The organism is Streptomyces brasiliensis (assembly GCF_014647875.1).
GTDB lineage: Bacteria > Actinomycetota > Actinomycetes > Streptomycetales > Streptomycetaceae > Streptomyces > Streptomyces brasiliensis.
Genome location: NZ_BMQA01000053.1, coordinates 12,416 through 29,977 on the forward strand (window position 1 = coordinate 12,416; position 17,562 = coordinate 29,977).

Sequence of the window (17,562 nt, forward strand, 5' to 3'; positions counted from 1 at the left end):
TTCCGGCGACGGGGCTCCTGCCCTTTTCACCCGCCTTTTCACCCCTTCATTTCCGGCAGGCCGTTCCCCGTTCACCCTTCATACGTGCTGCATGACGAGCACGAAGGTGATGCCGGGCTCCAGTGCCTCGTACGAGTGCGGCACGTCCCCCGGTACGTCAGGTAATCCCCGGGGTTCAGTTCGACGGTCTCGCCGCGCGGTCCGGCCTTCACTTTTCCCGTGCTCACGATCAGATGCTCGACCGTTCCCGGAATGTGCGGCTCCGATTCGCGCGCCCCACCCGGCTCCGCCCGCAGGTGGTAGATGTCCCGCCGCGCGCCGGGCGGGCTCGCCGACAGCAGCGTGGCGACGTAATCGGCCTGCTCGGAGGCGACCGCGGGACCCTTCCCCGCGCGGATCACGCGCACCGTCGACGCCGGCGGTTCGACCAGCGCGGCGAACGGCACCCCGAGCGCCACGCCCAGCGCCCAGATCGTCTCCATGCTCGGATCGCCGCTCGCCGCCTCCAACTGGGACAGCGTGGACTTCGCGATGCCGGCGCGTTTGGCCGGCTCGGACAGGGAGAGGCCGACCCGGGCGCGCTCGCGCTTGAGCGACGCGGCGATCCAGTCGGGCGGAAGGCGGGGCGGTGCGCTGCGGGCGGCACCCGCTCCCTGGTGCGCCACAGCTCCTTCGTCCGGCTGGCCGGCGGTGTCGGCGGTGTCTCCTTCGGCGCCGTGTCCGTGGCGGGCGGGCTCCCGGCGTGGGTCCCGCTCCTGATGTCGCTGATCGTGTACGCGGGCTCGGCCCAGTTCAGTGCGGTCGGCGTGCTGCTCGCCGGGTGCGGACCCCTGGCGGCCGCGGCCACGGGCCTGCTCCTCGACATCCGCACGGCCGCCTTCGGCCTCGCGGTCGCCGACCTCCTCGGCCCCGGCCGCACGACCCGCTTCCTCGACACCCACCTGGTGACCGACGAAACGGTGGCCTTCGCCCTCGCCCAGCCGGATCCGCCACGGCGCCGCAAGGCGTTCTGGATCTCGGGACTCGGCCTGTTCGCCGCGTGGAACACCGGCGTACTGATCGGAGCCCTCGCCGGAAGCGCACTCGGCGACACCGCCCGCTACGGCCTCGACGCCGCATTCCCGCCGTACTCGTCGCCCTGGTCCTCCCGGCCCGGCGCGGCGACACGGCCGTCCGCCGGGCGGCACTGCTCGGCGCGGCGCCGGCCCTGGCGGTGACAGCCATGGTCCCGGCCGGGGTGCCGGTACTCCTGTCGCTGTGCGGCCTGCTGCTCCACGGACGCGCCGAGGAGGTCACCGCATGAACGGAACGTTCGCCGTGATCCTCGCCCTGGCCGTGGGCACGTACGCCTTCCGCCTGGTCGGCCCGGTACTGCACGGCAGGGCGGAGATCCCCGCACGCGTCCAGGAACTGGCAGCGGCGGGCGCGATGGCGCTGCTCACCGCCCTCCTGGCGACCGGCGCGCTCACCGAGGCCGGCGGCTTCGCGGGCTGGGCGCGTCCGGCCGGTGTGCTGGTGGGGGCGGCACTGGCATGGCGCCGGGCACCGTTCGCGGTGGTCGTACTGGGGACGGCGGGGGTGCTGCGCCTGCTGGGGGTGGGGTGACCGTCAGGAGCGGGACAGGACGCCGGCGCAGTCACACCAGGCCGGTTCGGTCAGGAGGCTGCGGAAGCGGGTGAAGAGGGCGAGCAGGTCGGGACCGTATCGCTCCCTGAAGGCAGCGCTCTCGTCGGCGAGGTCGAGTTCGTTGGCGGCGGTGAGCTCGGCGAAGTCGGGGAGCAGACGGGGAGCGGGGAACCGGGTGCGCTCACCCGTGAAGCGGTCGTGGAAGGGCGAGCCGGCGTCCGTGAGGGTCGGGTAGGTGGCCTTCCGGTCGCAGCTCGCGTAGACGTACACGATCGTCTCGGCCTCCGTCCCGATCACTGCCGCGAGTTCGCCGCGGCGGGCCGGCGTGAGCAGGCCGGTCGGGAAGCCGTCGGTGCCGTACGCGGCGTGGCAGAGGCCGGCGAGTTGGAGAGCGGGGCGTGCGCCCCAGCCGGCGAGGCGGGCGCGGACGCGCAGGAGGTGGGCGAGGAGGGTGCCGCCCGGGTGGGGGACGGCGTCGGCGCCGAACTGCCGCAGGAACGCCTCGGCTTGGGCGACGGGGTCTCCGGACACGGCGTCGGGGCCTCCTCCCTGTGGTCGGTGACATGCGGTCGGCACCCGCTCCGACGCCACCCCCGCGCTGGTCCGGACAACGGCGGGAGCGGGTGGAGCGGGTTGCCGCCTGGGCCCTGCCAGAGATCGTCGTGCAGGCTTCGAGTCGAGTCAATCCTTGGGATTTGTCGCCAACCCCAAGTGTTAGCTTGGAGGTTGTGACGCTCGACGATCTGCGTGTGTTCGTGGCGGTGTGCCGGGCCGGGAGCCTCAGTGCGGTGGCCCGGGACCTCGGGTGCACGCAGTCGGCGGTGAGCCAGCACGTGAAGCGGCTGGAGCGGGAGACGGGTGTCGCGCTGCTGGAGAGGCAGTCCCGCGGGGTGCTGCCGACCCCGGCGGGGCGGCTCCTCGAGGCCGCGGCGGCCGAGGGCATCTCCGGGCTCGACCTGGCCGTACGACGGCTGCGGGACCTGGTCGACGGTCACGACGGGTACGTGCGTGTGGCGACCGGGGCGACGACGGTACGGCACTTCATGTCGGACGCGGTGGTCACCTTCCGCCGTCGGCATCCCCAAGTCAACCTGGAGTTCCGGACGGTCAGTTCGGGCCGCGGCAGCTTCGATGCGCTGGCCGACGGGACGCTCGACCTGGCCTGGATCACGCTCGGTCCGCCGGTGCGCGGGATCGAACAGCGGGCGGTGGTCGAACTGCCCTGGGTGCTGGCGGTGCGGGCGGACGACCCACTGGCCGGACGGCCGCGGCTGGAGGCCGGGGAGTTGAAGGACGTACGCCTGATCCGGCTGCCGCCCAACTCTGCGTCGTCGGCCCATCTGGAGGCCGCGTGCGCCGAGTCGGGGGTGCGGTTCGCCTACGACACGAGCGTCGCCGACTGGGACACGGCACTGCTGCTGGCGGAACTGGGAGTGGGGCGTGCGGTGGTGCCGGCCCTCCCGGGCCTGACCGTGCCCGGCACCGGCGAACTGCGGCTGATCCCCCTCCCCGGGCTGCGCCCCCTGCCGGTCGGCTGGGCGGTGCGCCGCTGGGACGCGCTCAGCCCACCGGTGCGGGCCTTCGCCGACCATGTGGTGGAAGGGCGGGCGAGGGGGTTCGGGCCTCGTTGAAGGGTGCCCACTCGGCAGGCAGTGCCTCCCGCAGGGCCTTCGCCGTGGTCGCGGGGTCGTAGCCCTCCGGGACGCCCTCGACCAGGATGATGTCGCCCTCGCTGTGGCGGGAGCGGAGGGGGGCGATCTGCTGGTACGCCGGGGAGTCCCACCAGGCGCGGGCCTCCGTGATGCCGGGGAAACCGATCACCACCACGTGGCCCGGCCACGTGCCCTCCCTCACCTCGTGCTGCGTGCCGTGGACGAGGAAGCGGCCGCCGTACGGCTCGAAGGTGGCCGTGATGCGATCGATGTACTCGGCGATCTCCGGGTGCGGGGCGGCCTCCCGGAGGTGGGCGATGGCGTAGGCGGTCATGGCGGCTTCCCTTCGGGGCGGCGGGCTGTCCCTGTGCGTCGATCGTCACACGCTCCCGCGGCCCGATCGATTACCAGCGACGTAAGTCCGGCCACAGCACTAGTCGCCGTACAGCTCCTCCACCACCCCCGCGAAGTCCCGCATGATCTGGGTCCTGCGCAGTTTCATCGACGGGGTCAGATGGCCCGCCTCCTCCATGAAGTCGACCGGGAGGATCGCGAACTTCCTGATCGACTCGGGACGGGAGACCATGCGGTTGGCCTCGTCCACCGCTCGTTGCAGGATCGCCGTCAGATCGGGGTCGTCGACCAGGAGTTCCGGGGGGACCGGGTGCTTGCCGTTCATCTGGCGCCAGTGGGTGATGCCGTCGATGTCCAGGGTGAACAGGGCGGTGACGTAGGGGCGGGCGTCGCCGACGAGCATGCACTGGGAGATCAGCGGGTGCGCGCGGAGCCAGTTCTCCATGGGGGCCGGGGCCACCGACTTGCCGCCGGCCGTGATGAGCAGTTCCTTCTTGCGGCCGGTGATGGTGAGGTAGCCCTCGTCGTCGAATTCGCCGATGTCCCCCGTCGGCAGCCAGCCGTCCCGGGTCGCGGGGACCACTCCGCCCGCCGCCGGATCCCAGTAGCCGCGCAGGACGTGTTCGCCGCCGACGAAGATCTCGCCGTCCGCCGCGATGCGGACCTTCGTGCCGGGCAGTGGCCAACCGACCGTGCCCAGACGGGGTTTGAGGGGTGGGGTGACCGTGGAGGCGCCGGTCGTCTCCGTGAGGCCGTAGCCCTCGAAGATCTCGATGCCCGCCCCGGCGTAGAAGGCGCCGAGCCGGCGGCCGAGCGGTGAGCCGCCGCAGATGGCGTACTTGACGTGGCCGCCCATGGCGTTGCGGATACGGCGGTAGACCAGCGGATCGAAGAAGCCGCGGGCCGTGCGCAGGGCGCGGCCCGGGCCGTGACCGGTGCCGGTCTGGCGGGCCTCCAGTGCCTCGCCGTAGCGGATGGCCACCGAGGCGGCGCGGTCGAAGGACGAGACGCGGCCGCCCTTCTCCGCCTTGGCACGCGCGGAGTTGAAGACCTTCTCCAGCATGTACGGGATGGTCACCAGACACGTCGGCTGGAAGGCGGCCAGGTCGGGCAGCAGGTCCTCGGCCTTGATGCTGGGGGCGTGGCCGAGCCGTACCCGGGCCCGGACGCACGCGATCGCGACCATGCGGCCGAAGACGTGGGACATCGGCAGGAAGAGGAGGACCGACGGCTCCTCGCTCGTCCTCGTCTTGAAGATCGGGTAGAGGAGTTCGATCGCGTTGTCGACCTCGGCGAAGAAGTTGCCGTGCGAGAGGGCGCAGCCCTTGGGGCGGCCTGTCGTTCCGGAGGTGTAGATGAGGGTGGCGAGGGTGTCCGGGCCCAGCATGCCCCGGCGTACGGCGACTTCGGACTCCGGGACGTCGGTCGTGCCGAGTTCGGCGAGCCGCTTCACGTGGTCCTTCTCCATGACCCACAGGTGCCGCAGGTCGGGGAGGTGCTGGAGTTCGGGGCCGATGGCGGCCGCCTGGCCCGCCGTCTCCGTCACCAGGGCGACCGCGCCCGAGTCCTGGAGGATCCAGCGGGTCTGGAAGACGGACGAGGTGGGGTAGATCGGCACCGTCACCAGGCCGGCCGCCCAGGCCGCGAAGTCGAGGAGGGTCCACTCGTAGGTGGTGCGGGCCATGACGGCGACCCGGTCGCCGGGGACCAGCCCCTCGGCGATCAGGCCCTTGGAGACCGCGAGCACCTCTTCCGCGAACCGCGTCGCCGTCACGTCCTCCCAACGACCCGCCCCCGTACGGCGGCTGAGGACGACCGCCCCCGGATCCTGCTCCGCGTTGTCGAACGGCAGGTCGGCCAGCGACCCGTGCTTCACCGGCGGCGCGAACGGCGGTACGGACACCTCCCGGACCGACCCGCTCAATCGCTGGATCGCGGGTTCGACGAGGATCGGCAGACCGTCGTAGTCGACGGCCGAGACCGTGGCCCCGGTGGAGACATGAGCGGTCGGGTACGGGGTGGACACGGGGGCGGCTCCTAGAGCGTGCAGCTGCGAACTGCTTGCTGCATGACGTACGTGCCTCGGACACCGAGGCGTTCACCGGTAGCGGCCGCGGCGGGGAGTTACCGGCAGTCAGGCACGCGATCGTACGGCCCCGCTGTGGTGGGGGTGTGCGGTTTCGGGGAGGGGACGGGGACGGATGTGTGCAACATCGGCGGTTACGTGAGGAACGTTCACGTTCGCTCCAGGATCGCCGTCACGCCCTGGCCGCCGGCCGCGCAGATCGAGATCAACCCCCGTGCAGGGCCGTCCCGTTCGGCCAACAGCTTGGCCAGCGTCGCCACGATCCGGGCTCCGGTCGCGGCGAAGGGGTGGCCGGTGGCGAGCGAGGAGCCCGCCACGTTGAGGCGGGCCCGGTCCACCGGTGCCAGCCCTCGCTTCTCCCAGGCCGCCAGCGTGGCCAGCACCTGGGACGCGAACGCCTCGTGGATCTCGACGAGGTCGAAGTCCTCCAGGCCGAGACCGGCCCGCTCCAGCATCCGCGGCACCGCGTGCGCCGGCGCCATCAGCAGGCCGTCCGCACCGCCCTCGACATCACCGTGCACGAAGTCCACGGCCGCCGTCTCGTACACCGTGAGGTGCGCCAGCGGCTCCAGGCCCCGCTCCGCCGCCCACTCCTCGGAGGCGACGAGGACCAGCGCCGCTCCGTCCGTGAGCGGGGTCGAATTGCCCGCCGTCATCGTGGGGCCGGGGGCGTCGGTGCCGAACACCGGCTTCAGGGCGGCCAGTTTCTCCACCGTCGAGCCCGGACGGAGGTTCTGGTCGCGGGCCAGGCCGCGGAAGGGGATCACCAGGTCCTGGAAGAAGCCCCGCTCGTACGCCGCCGCAAGGCGCTGGTGGCTCGTCGCCGCCAGCTCGTCCTGGGCCTCCCGCGTGATTCCCCAGGCCCGTGCCGTCACCGCCGCGTGCTCGCCCATCGACAGTCCGGTGCGCGGCTCGGCGTTGCGCGGGATGTCGGGGACGAGATGGCCGGGCCGGACCTTCGCGAACGCCCTCACACGGCCCGCGAACGACTTCGCCCGCCTGGCCTCCAGGAGGATGCGGCGCAGGTCGTCGTTGACGCCCAGCGGTGCATCGCTCGCGGTGTCCGCGCCGCCCGCGATCGCCGCCTCGGTCTGGCCGAGGGCGATCTTGTTGGCGGCGGCGACGACCGCCTGGAGTCCGGTGCCGCAGGCCTGCTGGATGTCGTACGCGGGGGTGCGCGCGTCGAGCTTCGAGCCGAGGACGGTCTCGCGGGCCAGATTGAAGTCCCGGCTGTGCTTGAGGACCGCCCCGGCCACGAACTCGCCGACCGCGCCCGGGGTTTCGAGTCCGTACCGCTCCACCAGGCCGTCCAGGGCCGCGGTGAGCATCTCCTGGTCGGAGGCGGTGGCGTAGGGGCCGTCGGAGCGGGCGAACGGGATACGCGTGCCGCCGATCACCGCGACGCGGCGGGTCCGCGGGGGCTCCAGGGGACTCATCTCGACCTGCTCCTCCACCGTCACGTAGGATTACCTCCGGTAACCTTACTCCAGAGTAAGCAGACCGGGCACTACGCCCGAACCCCCGTGGGAGTTCCCGACATGGCCGACCGCTATCTCAGCCTCACCGGCACCGCGCCGGGCCGCTTCCTGGCCCGCAGGCTCGGCCTGCCGCAGCCCGCGCAGCTGAAGCGCTGGTCGGCCGAAGCCCCCGCACTCGCGGGCGACTTGCTGCACCTCACGGCCGGCAAGTCCGACCTCGACCTCACTCCCGTCCTTGACCGTACGGGGCTCACACGCGGCGAGAACCAGCCCGCGGCCGTCGTCCTCGACGCCACCGGAGTGCGTGACGTCGACACCCTCGCCGAGGTGCACGCTGCCCTCCACCCCGTCGTACGGTCCGTCGCCACGAGTGGCCGCGTCCTGGTCCTCGGCTCCCCGCTCGACCCCGCCGACCACCATCAGTCCGCCGCGCAGCAGGCCCTGGAGGGCTTCACGCGCTCGCTCGGCAAGGAGATCGGCCGGGGCAGGACCGTCAACCTCCTCCGGCTCACCGACGCGACCGCCGCCGAGTCCACCCTCCGCTTCCTGCTCTCCCCCAGGTCCGCCTACGTCAGCGGACAGATGATCTGTATCGACGCGGGCGAGGTCACCGCCCCCGCCGACTGGGACCGCCCCCTCGCCGGGCGCACCGCCCTGGTCACCGGCGCCGCGCGCGGCATCGGCGAGGCGGTCGCCGAGACGCTGGCCAGGGACGGCGCCCATGTCGTCGTCCTGGACGTACCGGCCGACGAGCCCGACGCCCGCGGGGTCGCCGAACGGCTCGGCGGCACCGCGCTCGCGCTCGACATCACCGCGTCCGACGCCGGTGAGCGCATCGCGGCGGCACTACCCGACGGGCTTGACGTCCTGGTGCACAACGCGGGCATCACCCGGGACCGGCGACTGGTCAACATGCCCGGCGATCGCTGGAGTTCGGTGCTGGAGGTCAATCTCGGCAGTGTGCTGCGCACGACGGACGCGCTGCTGGCGAGCGGTGCTCTGCACTCCGGAGGCCGGATCGTCACCACCGCGTCCATCGCGGGGCTCGCCGGGAACGCGGGGCAGACGAACTACGGCGCGAGCAAGGCTGGCGTGGCCGGCCTGGTACGGGCGCTCGCTCCCCGGGCGCTCGCCGAGCGCGGGGTGACGGTCAACGCGGTGGCGCCCGGGTTCATCGAGACGCGGATGACGGCGGCGATCCCTCTCTTCATCCGGGAGGCGGGACGCCGTATGAACTCCCTCGCCCAGGGCGGTCTGCCCGCCGACGTCGCCGAGACCACCGCCTGGCTCGCCCACCCGGCCTCCGGCACGGTCAACGGGCAGGTCGTGCGGGTCTGCGGCCAGAGCCTGCTGGGGGCGTGATGACCCCGGTCACGCTCGCCACCTCCCCCGCACTCGCGCCGCTCCTGGCCCGCGGCGCCCTGCGCTCCCCCTTCAGACGGCCGGCCCCGGACGCCGGCTTCCCCCGCACCCGCCTGCTGCTGCCGGGCGTCCGCGTCGACCTGGCCCGGCTGGCCGCTTATGAGCGCGTGTGCGGTTTCGCCTGCGAGGACGACGCGCTCCCCGTCACGTATCCGCACGTCCTGGGCTTCCCGCTGGCGATGCGTCTGATGAGCGGCCGGGACTTCCCGCTGCCGCTGCTCGGCCTGGTCCACACGTCGATCGAGATCACCCGTCGCGCCGCCCTGCCGGCCACCGGGGAGTACGAACTCACCGTGCACGTGGCCGGATTGGCGCCGCACCGACGCGGGACCGAGGCCACGGTGGTCACCGAGATGCGGTCCGGCGGGGACGTCGTATGGGAGTCGACGAGCACGTATCTCGCGCGGCACCGGACGGACGCCCCGGCGGCCGATAGACCCCGCACGGCCCCGGAGCCGCTGCCCCTCGTCGAGGAGTGGCGTATCGCCGGGGACGTGGGCCGGCGATACGGCGCCGCGTCCGGCGACCGCAACCCCATCCACCTCCACCCGCTCACCGCCCGCCTCTTCGGCTTCCCCCGTGCCATCGCCCACGGCATGTGGACGGCGGCCCGCTGCCTGGCCGCACACGGAGTGCCCCAAGCGGCGTCGGTCCGGGTGGAGTTCAGAGCTCCGGTGCTGCTGCCTGGCACGGTGCAGTACACGGCGGACGGCGGGCGCTTCGAACTGCGGGGCGGGATGGGGATCCCCCCGCTCGAGCGAGGCGAGGGGCGGGGGAGGGTGCACATGACGGGCGAGGTGACCCCGCTCGCCTGACGGCCGGGGGGTGTCTACGACACCTCGTCGACGGGCGGAGACCAGGGCCGTCCGTCCATCAGGTTGGACAGGCCCGCCCATGCGAAGTTCATCAGGGTGGACGCTGACTGGCGGGCCGTGGCGCCCGGGGTGGCGTTCGTCCAGGCCGCGAGGGACTCCGCCGCGCCCACCAGGGCCTCGGCCAGGCCCGCGACCTCCCGCTCCGGCAGGTCCGGGTCGCTGTGAGCCTCGCGGGCCGCGACCACGATCAGCTCGGTGACGAACGCGACGATCTCCTCGCGCATCGCCCTGACCTCGGCGGCGAAGGGATCACCGTGGGTGCGTGCCTGAAGGTGGAGGACCGACCAGCCGTCGGGATGCTCGGCGGTGTGCGCGAAGAACGCCTGGAGTCCGTCCCAGAGTTGGCGGTCGGCCGGCAGGTCCGGCCGTACTCCCGTGCGCACGGCCTCCGTCAGCGCCCGGGCCTCACGACGGATGCACGCCGTGAAGAGGGATTCCTTGGAATTCAGGTACAGATACACCAATGGCTTGGACACGCCCGCCAGTTCGGCGATCTCGTCCATCGACGCGGCCATGTACCCGCGCCGCCCGAAGGTCCGCACGGCGGCGTCCAGCATCTGCTGCTCCCGGACCGCCCGCGGCATCCGCTTGGTCTTCACGGCACCCATGGGGCAAGACTAGTTGGGCCCCGCGGCACCCGGGCCGGTCAGGAGGTCTGGCCCTGCGCCCGCGCCGCGTCGTCGGCCACGTCCTCCTGGTTGCGGTTGGCCTCCAGGTTGGCCTTCACCCGGTCGACCTTCTGCACGATCCGCACCGACGCCCGGTCCCGCTCCTTGCGCAGCACCACCCAGCTGATCGGCGCCGAGAGCACCATGGAGAGCAGCAGCACCCACAGGAAGTTGGCGTCGCCGAAGCCACGCGGGAAGATCCCGGAGTAGACGGCTCCCCAGACGACCACGAAGCAGCCGGCGAAGATGCCGAGGCGCATCAGCGTGTAGCGAAGCATCTCAATCCAGTCTTCCGAATCGTAAGAATCCTAAATGGGGCACCGTCCAGTGAAGCACGGCGCGGACCCGATCTTGCAGGCGGGTCCGCGCGGTCACAGCAGCGGCAGCAGCATCGTGATGTCGTCGCGGTCGTCACCCGGCGCGACGCGGATCGCGCCCGGCACCCGACCGACCTCCTTGTAACCGCAGGAGGCGTAGAAGCGCTCGAGGCCGGTCCCGCCCCGGCAGGTGAGCCGTATCGCCTGTATGCCGTCCCATCCCGAGACGGCCCGCTCCGCCGCCGCGAGCAGGTCGCGGCCGTAGCCGCGGCCCTGGTGGCCGGGGTGCACCATCACCGTGTAGAGCCACACCCAGTGCCGCATCAGCCGGTGGGTGTTGTGCGTGATGAACGCCGTCGCGGCGACCGCCCCGGTCTCGTCCCGGCCCACCAGCAGCCGGGTGCGGCCCTCGGCCATGGCCGTGAGGTGCCGCAGCAGCTCGGGGCGTATGTCGTCGGCGGTCACGGGCGGTACGAACCCGACGGAGCCGCCCGCGTTCGACACGTCGGCCCACAGCGTGAGCACGCCGTCCCGCAGGGCGGGCGTGACCGCCGGGTCCAGCTCGAAGGTCAGGGCCACCGCGTCACACCCGCATCGGCTGCGGCGACTCGCGGAGCAGCGGGTCGGGACCGTCGTACTCGCGGATGATCTCGTAGCGCGTGTTGCGCTCCACCGGACGGAAGCCCGCCTCGCGGATGAGGTCCAGCAGGTCCTCGCGGGTGAGCTTGTTCGGCGTGCCGAAGTTGTCCGCGTCGTGCGTGATCTTGTACTCGACGACCGAGCCGTCCATGTCGTCCGCACCGTGCTGCAGCGCCAGCTGCGCGGTCTGCACACCGTGCATCACCCAGAAGACCTTGACGTGCGGGACGTTGTCGAACAGCAGCCGCGAGACCGCGAAGGTCTTGAGGGCCTCGGCACCGGTCGCCATCTGCGTCCGGGCCTGGAGGCGGTTGCGGATCTTGCCGTCCTTCATGTCGACGAAGTCGTGCTGGTAGCGCAGCGGGATGAAGACCTGGAAGCCGTTCGTCTCGTCCTGCAGCTCACGGAGCCTGAGCACGTGGTCCACGCGGTGGCGCGGCTCCTCGATGTGGCCGTAGAGCATGGTGCACGGAGTCTTGAGGCCCTTCTCGTGCGCCAGGCGGTGGATGCGCGACCAGTCCTCCCAGTGGGTCCGGTGGTCGACGATGTGCTGCCGGACCTCCCAGTCGAAGATCTCCGCACCGCCGCCGGTGAGCGACTCCAGGCCGGCGTCGATCAGTTCGTCGAGGATCTCGGAGGCGCTCAGGCCGGAGATCGTCTCGAAGTGGTGGATCTCGGTCGCGGTGAACGCCTTCAGCGAGACGTTCGGAAGGGCGGCCTTCAGCTCGCGCAGCGAACGCGGGTAGTAGCGCCAGGGCAGGTTCGGGTGCAGGCCGTTGACGATGTGCAGCTCGGTGAGGTTCTCCGACTCCATCGCCTTGGCGAGCTTCACCGCCTCCTCGATGCGCATCGTGTACGCGTCCTTCTCGCCCGGCTTGCGCTGGAACGAGCAGTACGCGCAGGACGCGGTGCACACGTTCGTCATGTTGAGGTGGCGGTTGACGTTGAAGTGGACGACGTCGCCGTTCTTCCGCGTCCGCACCTCGTGCGCGAGTCCGCCGAGCCAGGCCAGGTCGTCCGACTCGTACAGCGCGATGCCGTCCTCACGGGTCAGGCGCACGCCCTCCCGTACCTTGTCCTCCAGCTCGCGCTTGAGCCCGACGTCCATGCCCACACCTTTCTCCGACGACCCCCAACCGTACGCCCCCACCCTTCGGGCGGGAGGTGCCCCCATACGGCGCTTCGCGCCTAGACCTCTTCGGGAAGTTCCCCGACCCGGTTCTCCCACTTCGTGGACAGCACGATCGTGGTACGGGTCCGGGAGACGCCCTTGGTGCCGCTGAGCCGCCGGATGATCCGCTCCAGGCCGTCGACGTCGGTCGCGCGGACCTTGAGCATGAAGGAGTCGTCGCCCGCGATGAACCAGCAGTCCTCGATCTCGGACAGGTCCTTGAGCCTGCGCGCCACGTCCTCGTGGTCGGCGGCGTCGGAGAGCGAGATGCCGATCAGGGCGGTGACACCGAGGCCGAGCGACGCGGCGTCCACGGTGGCGCGGTAGCCGGTGATGACGCCGGCCGCCTCGAGCCGGTTGATGCGGTCGGTGACGCTGGGTCCCGACAGACCGACGAGGCGTCCCAGCTCCGCGTAGGAGGCCCGGCCGTTCTCCCTCAGAGCCTGGATGAGCTGCCTGTCCACCGCGTCCATGCGATCGAAGCCTTCCGATGAGAATCCTGCAGAGTTCACGAAGTCATGAGTGCCGCGGAGGCCGTGTGATGCTCACTCGGTCCGCGAGGCGCCGCCGAGGTCGCCCGCCCAGCGGCGGTAGAGGCCGTGCGCCACACCCGCCGCGTCGAGGACCCGTCCCGCGACGAAGTCCACCAGGTCCTGGATGTGGGTCGCTCCCGCGTAGAAGGCCGGCGAGGCGGGTACGACGGTCGCGCCCGCGTCGTCCAGGGTCACCAGGTGCCGCAGCGTCTGGCCGTTCAGCGGGGTCTCCCGTACGGACACCACCAGCGTGCGCCGCTCCTTCAGGGTCACGCTCGCCGCCCGTTGCAGCAGGTCCTTCGACAGGCCGAGCGCGACACCGGCCACGGCGGCGGTGGAGGCGGGCACGATCAACATGCCCTTCGCCGGGTACGACCCCGAGGACGGGCCGGCGGCGAGGTCGCCTGCGTTCCAGTACCGCACCGCGTCGAGGTCCCCGGCGAACGCGAGGGGCTTCCCGTCGGCCCCGCGCGACAGCCATTCACCCAGGTCGTCCTGCCAGTGGGCGTCCCGGAAGGCGATGCCGGTCTCGTCGAGCAGCGTGAGCCGCGAGGCCCGGCTGACCACCAGGTCCACGTGCTCGCCGGCGGCGAGGAGCGCGCGCAGCACGGCGGCTGCATAGGGCGTACCGGAGGCACCGGACACCCCTACGATCCAAGGCGTGCGCTGCCTTTCTCCTGCGTTCACACCTTGAGCGTACCGGTGAGACGGGATGTACTCAGGACCGGTCGGCTGCCTCGGGATCCACGGGAGGGGAACCGGGGCCGGGATTCCGGAGCGTGACGAGGTGGCCCGTACGAGGATCGGAGATCAGGTGGTTCGGGAGGCCGCGAGATCGGGGCCGCACCGCATTCAGACGGTCAGACCCCGAACCAGAAGATCGAGCAGCGCGCAGACGAACAGGGCGATTCCGATGAACCCGTTGACGCTGAAGAACGCCCTGTTCAGCCGTGACAGGTCATGCGGCCGCACGATCGTGTGCTCGTAGCCGAACGCGACCGCGACGACGATCAGACCCAGCCAGAAGAAGGCGCCGGCGTCGGTGGCCAGGGCGTACCAGACGAACAGGGCCGTGGTCACGAGGTGGCAGGCGCGGGCGCCCCAGATCGCCGCCGGGATGCCGAAGCGGGCCGGGACGGACAGGACGCCGATCGCCCGGTCGGTCTCGACGTCCTGGCAGGCGTAGATCAGGTCGAAGCCGCCGATCCAGATGCCGACGGCCAGGCCCAGGATCATCGCGGTCCAGGACCACTCGCCGCTGATCGCCAGCCAGCCGCCGACCGGGCCCATCGACTGCGCGAGACCCAGGATGGCCTGCGGGAAGTTCGTGAACCTCTTGCCGTACGGGTACACCACCATCGGGATCACCGCGATGGGCGCCAGGGCCAGACACAGCGGGTTGAGCAGGGCCGCCGCGCCCAGGAAGATCACCAGGGCGATCAGCGCGCCGGTCCAGGCGTGCCGTACGGACATCGCGCCGGTGACCAACTCGCGGTGCGCGGTGCGCGGGTTGCGGGCGTCGATCTCGCGGTCGATGATCCGGTTGACGGCCATCGCGAACGTGCGCAGCCCCACCATGCAAATGGTGACCAGGAGCAGCCGGCCCCAGTGGATGTTCCTGTCCCACTCGAACATCGCGGTCAGCGAAGCGATGTACGCGAAGGGCAGCGCGAAGACGGAGTGTTCGATCATCACCAGGCGCAGGAACGCCTTTGTGCGTCCTGGCTGCGAAATCGCAGCGGAGGCGCTGCTCACAGGCCGTACTCCTTCCACCGGCGGTCGACCTTCGCCGCCGTCTGCGGGTCGGACAGCACCATCTCGGGCCAGCCGCCGTCCCGGGTATAGCCCTCCTCGGGCCACTTCCTGGTCGCGTCGATCCCCGCCTTGCCGCCCCAGAACTGCTGGTAGGAGGCGTGGTCGAGGTGATCGACGGGACCTTCCACGACCGTGAGGTCACGGGCGTAGTCCGTGTTGCCGAGGGCCCGCCAGGCAACCTCGTGCAGATCGTGCACATCGCAGTCGGCGTCGACGACCACGATCAGTTTGGTCAGGGACATCATGTGCGCCCCCCAGACCGCATGCATCACCTTCTGGGCATGCTTCGGGTACCTCTTGTCGATCGAGATGATCGCACAGTTGTGGAAACCACCGGCCTCGGGCAGGTGGTAGTCCACGATGTCCGGAACGATGATCTTGAGGAGCGGGAGGAAGAACCGCTCCGTCGCACGGCCGAGAGGTCCGTCCTCCGTCGGGGGCCGGCCTACGACGATCGATTGCAGCAGCGGTCGGCGCCGCATCGTCACGCAGTCGATCCGCAGCGCCGGGAAGGGCTCCTGCGGGGTGTAGAAGCCGGTGTGGTCGCCGAAGGGACCCTCCGGCAGCATCTCGCCGGGCTCCAGCCAGCCCTCCAGGACGACCTCGGCGTTCGCCGGGACCTGGAGCGGCACGGTCTTGCAGTCGACCATCTCGATCCGCTTGCCCGCGATGAACCCGGCGAAGAGGTACTCGTCGATGTCGCCGGGCAGCGGCGCGGTGGAGGCGTACGTCACGGCGGGCGGGCAGCCGAAGGCGATGGCGACCGGCAGCCGCTCGCCCCTCTTCGCGGCCACCTGGTAGTGGCTGCGGCTGTCCTTGTGGATCTGCCAGTGCATGCCGATGGTGCGCTTGTCGTGGCGCTGGAGCCGGTACAGGCCGAGGTTGCGGATGCCCGTCTCCGGGTCCTTGGTGTGGGTGAGCCCGAGGTTGAAGAAGGAACCGCCGTCCTGGGGCCAGGTGAACAGCGCCGGGAGCCGGTCCAGGTCGACCTCGTCGCCGTGCAGGACGACCTCCTGCACCGGGGCGCTGTCGGACTTCACCTTCTTCGGCGGGACGTGCGCCATCGCGCCGAGCTTCCCGAAGGCCTCGCGCACACCGACGAAGCCGTGCGGCAGCTCGGGCCGCAGCAGGCCGCCGATCTTGTCGCTGATCTCGCCGTACGACTTCAGGCCGAGGGCCTTGAGCAGGCGCCGGTCGGTCCCGAAGACGTTCATCGCGAGGGGCATCGCCGAGCCCTTCACGTTCTCGAAGAGCAGCGCGGGCCCCTGGGCCTTCTGCACCCGGTCGACGATCTCCCCGACCTCCAGATACGGGTCGACCTCGGCCTTGATGCGCTTGAGGTCGCCCTCGCGCTCCAGCGCCCTGAGCAGGGAGCGAAGATCGTCGTAAGCCATGGGGTCCAGTATCCCCGAGCCGCTACCCTGGCCCCGTCACGGGGCCGGGTGAGGGCCCAACCATCAATTCCAGGGGGCTTTTCCGCCATGTTCAGGCTGCTGATGTACCTCGTGCCGCTGGCGCTGACGATCTTCGCGCTCATCGACTGCCTGAACACGCCCGAGGACGAGGCACGGCACCTACCCAAGATCGCCTGGGTGTTCATCATCCTGCTCTTCTGGATCGTCGGCCCGATCGTCTGGCTCGCCGCGGGCAAGGTCCGGCAACCGCCGGTGAGCGGCCGCACCCCCTCGGAGTGGCACGCCAACCACCGCTTCGACCAGGTCGCCCCGGACGACGACCCCGCGTTCCTGCGCTCCCTCGCCGAGGTGAACAAGCGCGACGAGCAGCTCCTGAAGAACTGGGAGGCCGACCTGCGCCGCCGCGAGGAGGAACTGCGCCGCAAGGAGACGGGCGGGGAGCCGAAGGACAGCTGAGGCTGCGCGGCACCGGAGTCCGTTCACGCGGTGCTCAGACGGGAGTGCCGCCGACGTCGTCGTGAGCCGGCTCCTCGTGCACCACCCTGATGTACCGGGCGTTCTCCTCCCCGTACGCCTTCTCGATGAGCGGCGTGGCCGTGTCGGGATCGTCGACCCCGACACGGACGAACCCGCGCTCGTCCACGCCGACTTCGCGCATGGCGAAGGTGCCGTCCCAGCGCTTCGTGTCGGCCACGACGCGATCGGAGAGGGCGTCGAGCGTCTTGCGGTTCACGTCGGTGTCGTGCAGCCGGACGGTCGTGCCCCGTACGGCGAGGCCGCAGATCTCGGCGTCGAAGGCGTCGGAGGGAATGCGCCACACGTCGGCGGCCTGGTCGTCCTCGTCGACGGCGAGCCCGGTGAAGACGTCGGGGTGGCGCCGGGGCGCCACCTGATCGATGCGCATGACGAGGCGCAGGGCGGCGGTCACGCCGCGTCCGTCGGGAAGGCTGCTGACGGGACGGGTGCCGACACACTTCGTCCCGGCGTCGCCCTTGCGGAGACCGCCACCGTCGTCGGCGCCCAGGTTCCGCAGTCCGTCCACGGTCAGAGCGGCCGCCACGGCTACGGCGACGACCGCGAGGGCCACGCCGAGCCACATGACGGACCGTGCGCGCTTGTTCATGTCCCCTCCTCCGCTCCGGGTCCGTGACTGGGACGCCGGAGGGGGCGAGGACGTTCAGACGGCCGGGTCGTCCCGCAGAACGAGCTCCAGCAGCCCCGGGAAACGTGCCTCGAACTCGGCCCTGCGCAGCCGGTTGACCCGCCTCGGCCCCTCGTCCCGCTGCTCGACGAGGCCCGCGCCGCGCAGTACGGCGAAGTGATGGCTGAGTGCCGCCTTGCCGACCGGCACGTCGAAACTGCCGCAGCTGCGCGACCACTCCACTGAACCCGCCAACTCCCTGACGAGACTGAGCCGTACGGGATCGGCCAGTGCCGCGAGGGCGGTCTGGACGGAGACGTCCTCGGGGTGGATGTGCTCGGGGGCGGTCCGATGACTGGCGGTGGCCACG

Annotated in this window: 18 protein-coding genes and 3 pseudogenes; 6 read left to right on the plus strand and 15 right to left on the minus strand. The window is 71.2% G+C overall.

The window, feature by feature from the left end:
* Positions 1-78: 78 nt before the first annotated feature.
* A pseudogene (locus IEZ19_RS39510) lies at positions 79-665 on the minus strand (helix-turn-helix domain-containing protein).
* Here IEZ19_RS39510 and IEZ19_RS39515 point away from each other — a divergent pair.
* Positions 654-1,303: pseudogene (locus tag IEZ19_RS39515) on the plus strand (AzlC family ABC transporter permease). The pseudogenes IEZ19_RS39510 and IEZ19_RS39515 sit on opposite strands and share 12 nt — an antisense overlap.
* Positions 1,300-1,605: an AzlD domain-containing protein gene (locus tag IEZ19_RS39520; RefSeq protein WP_189316226.1), complete on the plus strand. Its 306-nt coding sequence runs from the start codon at positions 1,300-1,302 to the stop codon at positions 1,603-1,605. Before IEZ19_RS39515 ends, IEZ19_RS39520 begins: the two are co-directional and overlap by 4 nt.
* Positions 1,606-1,608: 3 nt before the next feature.
* Here IEZ19_RS39520 and IEZ19_RS39525 read toward each other — a convergent pair whose 3' ends face one another.
* Positions 1,609-2,157 (minus strand): DUF6817 domain-containing protein, encoded by a 549-nt coding sequence (locus IEZ19_RS39525; protein ID WP_189316227.1) that lies wholly within the window; start codon positions 2,155-2,157, stop codon positions 1,609-1,611.
* 197 nt (positions 2,158-2,354) lie between these two features.
* Between IEZ19_RS39525 and IEZ19_RS39530 the strand changes: the two genes are divergently transcribed.
* Positions 2,355-3,257 carry a LysR family transcriptional regulator gene (locus IEZ19_RS39530; RefSeq protein WP_189316228.1) on the plus strand — a complete coding sequence of 301 codons (903 nt, stop codon included), beginning with the start codon at positions 2,355-2,357 and terminating at the stop codon, positions 3,255-3,257.
* A gap of 13 nt (positions 3,258-3,270) precedes the next feature.
* Here the strand turns inward: IEZ19_RS39530 and IEZ19_RS39535 are convergent.
* The 3 genes and pseudogenes from IEZ19_RS39535 to IEZ19_RS39545 all read right to left on the minus strand — a co-directional run.
* Positions 3,271-3,612: pseudogene (locus IEZ19_RS39535) on the minus strand (DUF1330 domain-containing protein); the annotation flags it as partial.
* A 99-nt stretch (positions 3,613-3,711) separates the two neighbouring features.
* Positions 3,712-5,658, minus strand: coding sequence for an AMP-dependent synthetase/ligase (locus IEZ19_RS39540; protein ID WP_189316230.1), 1,947 nt, complete (start codon positions 5,656-5,658; stop codon positions 3,712-3,714).
* Positions 5,659-5,867: 209 nt separating this feature from the next.
* Complete coding sequence (locus tag IEZ19_RS39545; RefSeq protein WP_189316231.1) at positions 5,868-7,154, minus strand: acetyl-CoA C-acetyltransferase; 1,287 nt, start codon at positions 7,152-7,154, stop codon at positions 5,868-5,870.
* A gap of 102 nt (positions 7,155-7,256) precedes the next feature.
* On the opposite strand from IEZ19_RS39545, the gene IEZ19_RS39550 reads away from it, so the two are divergent.
* Entirely contained in the window at positions 7,257-8,558 is a 1,302-nt protein-coding gene (locus IEZ19_RS39550) for a 3-oxoacyl-ACP reductase (protein WP_189316232.1), read from the plus strand.
* Positions 8,558-9,433 carry a MaoC family dehydratase gene (locus tag IEZ19_RS39555; protein WP_189316233.1) on the plus strand — a complete coding sequence of 292 codons (876 nt, stop codon included), beginning with the start codon at positions 8,558-8,560 and terminating at the stop codon, positions 9,431-9,433. The genes IEZ19_RS39550 and IEZ19_RS39555 overlap by 1 nt, the downstream gene beginning before the upstream one ends.
* Positions 9,434-9,447: 14 nt before the next feature.
* On the opposite strand, the gene IEZ19_RS39560 is transcribed toward IEZ19_RS39555, so the two are convergent.
* The 8 genes from IEZ19_RS39560 to IEZ19_RS39595 form a co-directional block, all read right to left on the minus strand.
* Positions 9,448-10,101: a TetR/AcrR family transcriptional regulator gene (locus tag IEZ19_RS39560; RefSeq protein WP_189316234.1), complete on the minus strand. Its 654-nt coding sequence runs from the start codon at positions 10,099-10,101 to the stop codon at positions 9,448-9,450.
* Between the two features lie 38 nt (positions 10,102-10,139).
* The gene (locus IEZ19_RS39565) at positions 10,140-10,439 is read right to left on the minus strand and encodes a DUF4229 domain-containing protein (RefSeq protein WP_189316235.1); all 300 of its coding nucleotides are present in this window, start codon (positions 10,437-10,439) and stop codon (positions 10,140-10,142) included.
* A gap of 93 nt (positions 10,440-10,532) precedes the next feature.
* Complete coding sequence (locus IEZ19_RS39570; protein WP_189316236.1) at positions 10,533-11,057, minus strand: GNAT family N-acetyltransferase; 525 nt, start codon at positions 11,055-11,057, stop codon at positions 10,533-10,535.
* A gap of 4 nt (positions 11,058-11,061) precedes the next feature.
* A complete protein-coding gene (gene mqnE, locus IEZ19_RS39575) occupies positions 11,062-12,225 on the minus strand; it encodes an aminofutalosine synthase MqnE (RefSeq protein ID WP_189316237.1) in 1,164 nt (387 codons plus the stop codon).
* Between the two features lie 80 nt (positions 12,226-12,305).
* The gene (locus tag IEZ19_RS39580; protein WP_189316238.1) at positions 12,306-12,761 is read right to left on the minus strand and encodes an Lrp/AsnC family transcriptional regulator; all 456 of its coding nucleotides are present in this window, start codon (positions 12,759-12,761) and stop codon (positions 12,306-12,308) included.
* Between the two features lie 72 nt (positions 12,762-12,833).
* The gene (locus IEZ19_RS39585; protein WP_189316239.1) at positions 12,834-13,508 is read right to left on the minus strand and encodes a UbiX family flavin prenyltransferase; all 675 of its coding nucleotides are present in this window, start codon (positions 13,506-13,508) and stop codon (positions 12,834-12,836) included.
* 165 nt (positions 13,509-13,673) lie between these two features.
* Positions 13,674-14,576 carry a menaquinone biosynthesis prenyltransferase MqnP gene (gene mqnP / locus IEZ19_RS39590; RefSeq protein WP_189316240.1) on the minus strand — a complete coding sequence of 301 codons (903 nt, stop codon included), beginning with the start codon at positions 14,574-14,576 and terminating at the stop codon, positions 13,674-13,676.
* Entirely contained in the window at positions 14,573-16,030 is a 1,458-nt protein-coding gene (locus IEZ19_RS39595) for a menaquinone biosynthesis decarboxylase (protein WP_189316241.1), read from the minus strand. Before IEZ19_RS39595 ends, mqnP begins: the two co-directional genes overlap by 4 nt.
* An 87-nt stretch (positions 16,031-16,117) precedes the next feature.
* Here IEZ19_RS39595 and IEZ19_RS39600 point away from each other — a divergent pair, with 87 nt between their 5' ends.
* Positions 16,118-16,507, plus strand: a complete 390-nt coding sequence (locus IEZ19_RS39600) for a PLD nuclease N-terminal domain-containing protein (protein ID WP_189316242.1) — start codon at positions 16,118-16,120, stop codon at positions 16,505-16,507.
* 34 nt (positions 16,508-16,541) lie between these two features.
* Here the strand turns inward: IEZ19_RS39600 and IEZ19_RS39605 are convergent, their stop codons facing one another.
* Together IEZ19_RS39605 and IEZ19_RS39610 are read right to left on the minus strand one after the other, a co-directional pair.
* Positions 16,542-17,174 carry a hypothetical protein gene (locus IEZ19_RS39605; RefSeq protein ID WP_189316243.1) on the minus strand — a complete coding sequence of 211 codons (633 nt, stop codon included), beginning with the start codon at positions 17,172-17,174 and terminating at the stop codon, positions 16,542-16,544.
* A 54-nt stretch (positions 17,175-17,228) separates the two neighbouring features.
* Positions 17,229-17,561 (minus strand): ArsR/SmtB family transcription factor, encoded by a 333-nt coding sequence (locus tag IEZ19_RS39610; protein ID WP_189316244.1) that lies wholly within the window; start codon positions 17,559-17,561, stop codon positions 17,229-17,231.
* Position 17,562 lies beyond the last annotated feature (1 nt).

Coding starts and splice junctions, on each gene's coding strand:
- IEZ19_RS39595 (WP_189316241.1), bottom strand. CDS start 16,030: ATGGCTTACGACGATCTTCGCTCCCTGCTCAGGGCGCTGGAGCGCGAG.
- mqnE (WP_189316237.1), bottom strand. CDS start 12,225: ATGGACGTCGGGCTCAAGCGCGAGCTGGAGGACAAGGTACGGGAGGGC.
- IEZ19_RS39550 (WP_189316232.1), top strand. CDS start 7,257: ATGGCCGACCGCTATCTCAGCCTCACCGGCACCGCGCCGGGCCGCTTC.
- IEZ19_RS39565 (WP_189316235.1), bottom strand. CDS start 10,439: ATGCTTCGCTACACGCTGATGCGCCTCGGCATCTTCGCCGGCTGCTTC.
- IEZ19_RS39520 (WP_189316226.1), top strand. CDS start 1,300: ATGAACGGAACGTTCGCCGTGATCCTCGCCCTGGCCGTGGGCACGTAC.
- IEZ19_RS39555 (WP_189316233.1), top strand. CDS start 8,558: ATGACCCCGGTCACGCTCGCCACCTCCCCCGCACTCGCGCCGCTCCTG.
- IEZ19_RS39560 (WP_189316234.1), bottom strand. CDS start 10,101: ATGGGTGCCGTGAAGACCAAGCGGATGCCGCGGGCGGTCCGGGAGCAG.
- IEZ19_RS39580 (WP_189316238.1), bottom strand. CDS start 12,761: ATGGACGCGGTGGACAGGCAGCTCATCCAGGCTCTGAGGGAGAACGGC.
- IEZ19_RS39605 (WP_189316243.1), bottom strand. CDS start 17,174: ATGAACAAGCGCGCACGGTCCGTCATGTGGCTCGGCGTGGCCCTCGCG.
- IEZ19_RS39545 (WP_189316231.1), bottom strand. CDS start 7,154: ATGAGTCCCCTGGAGCCCCCGCGGACCCGCCGCGTCGCGGTGATCGGC.
- IEZ19_RS39600 (WP_189316242.1), top strand. CDS start 16,118: ATGTTCAGGCTGCTGATGTACCTCGTGCCGCTGGCGCTGACGATCTTC.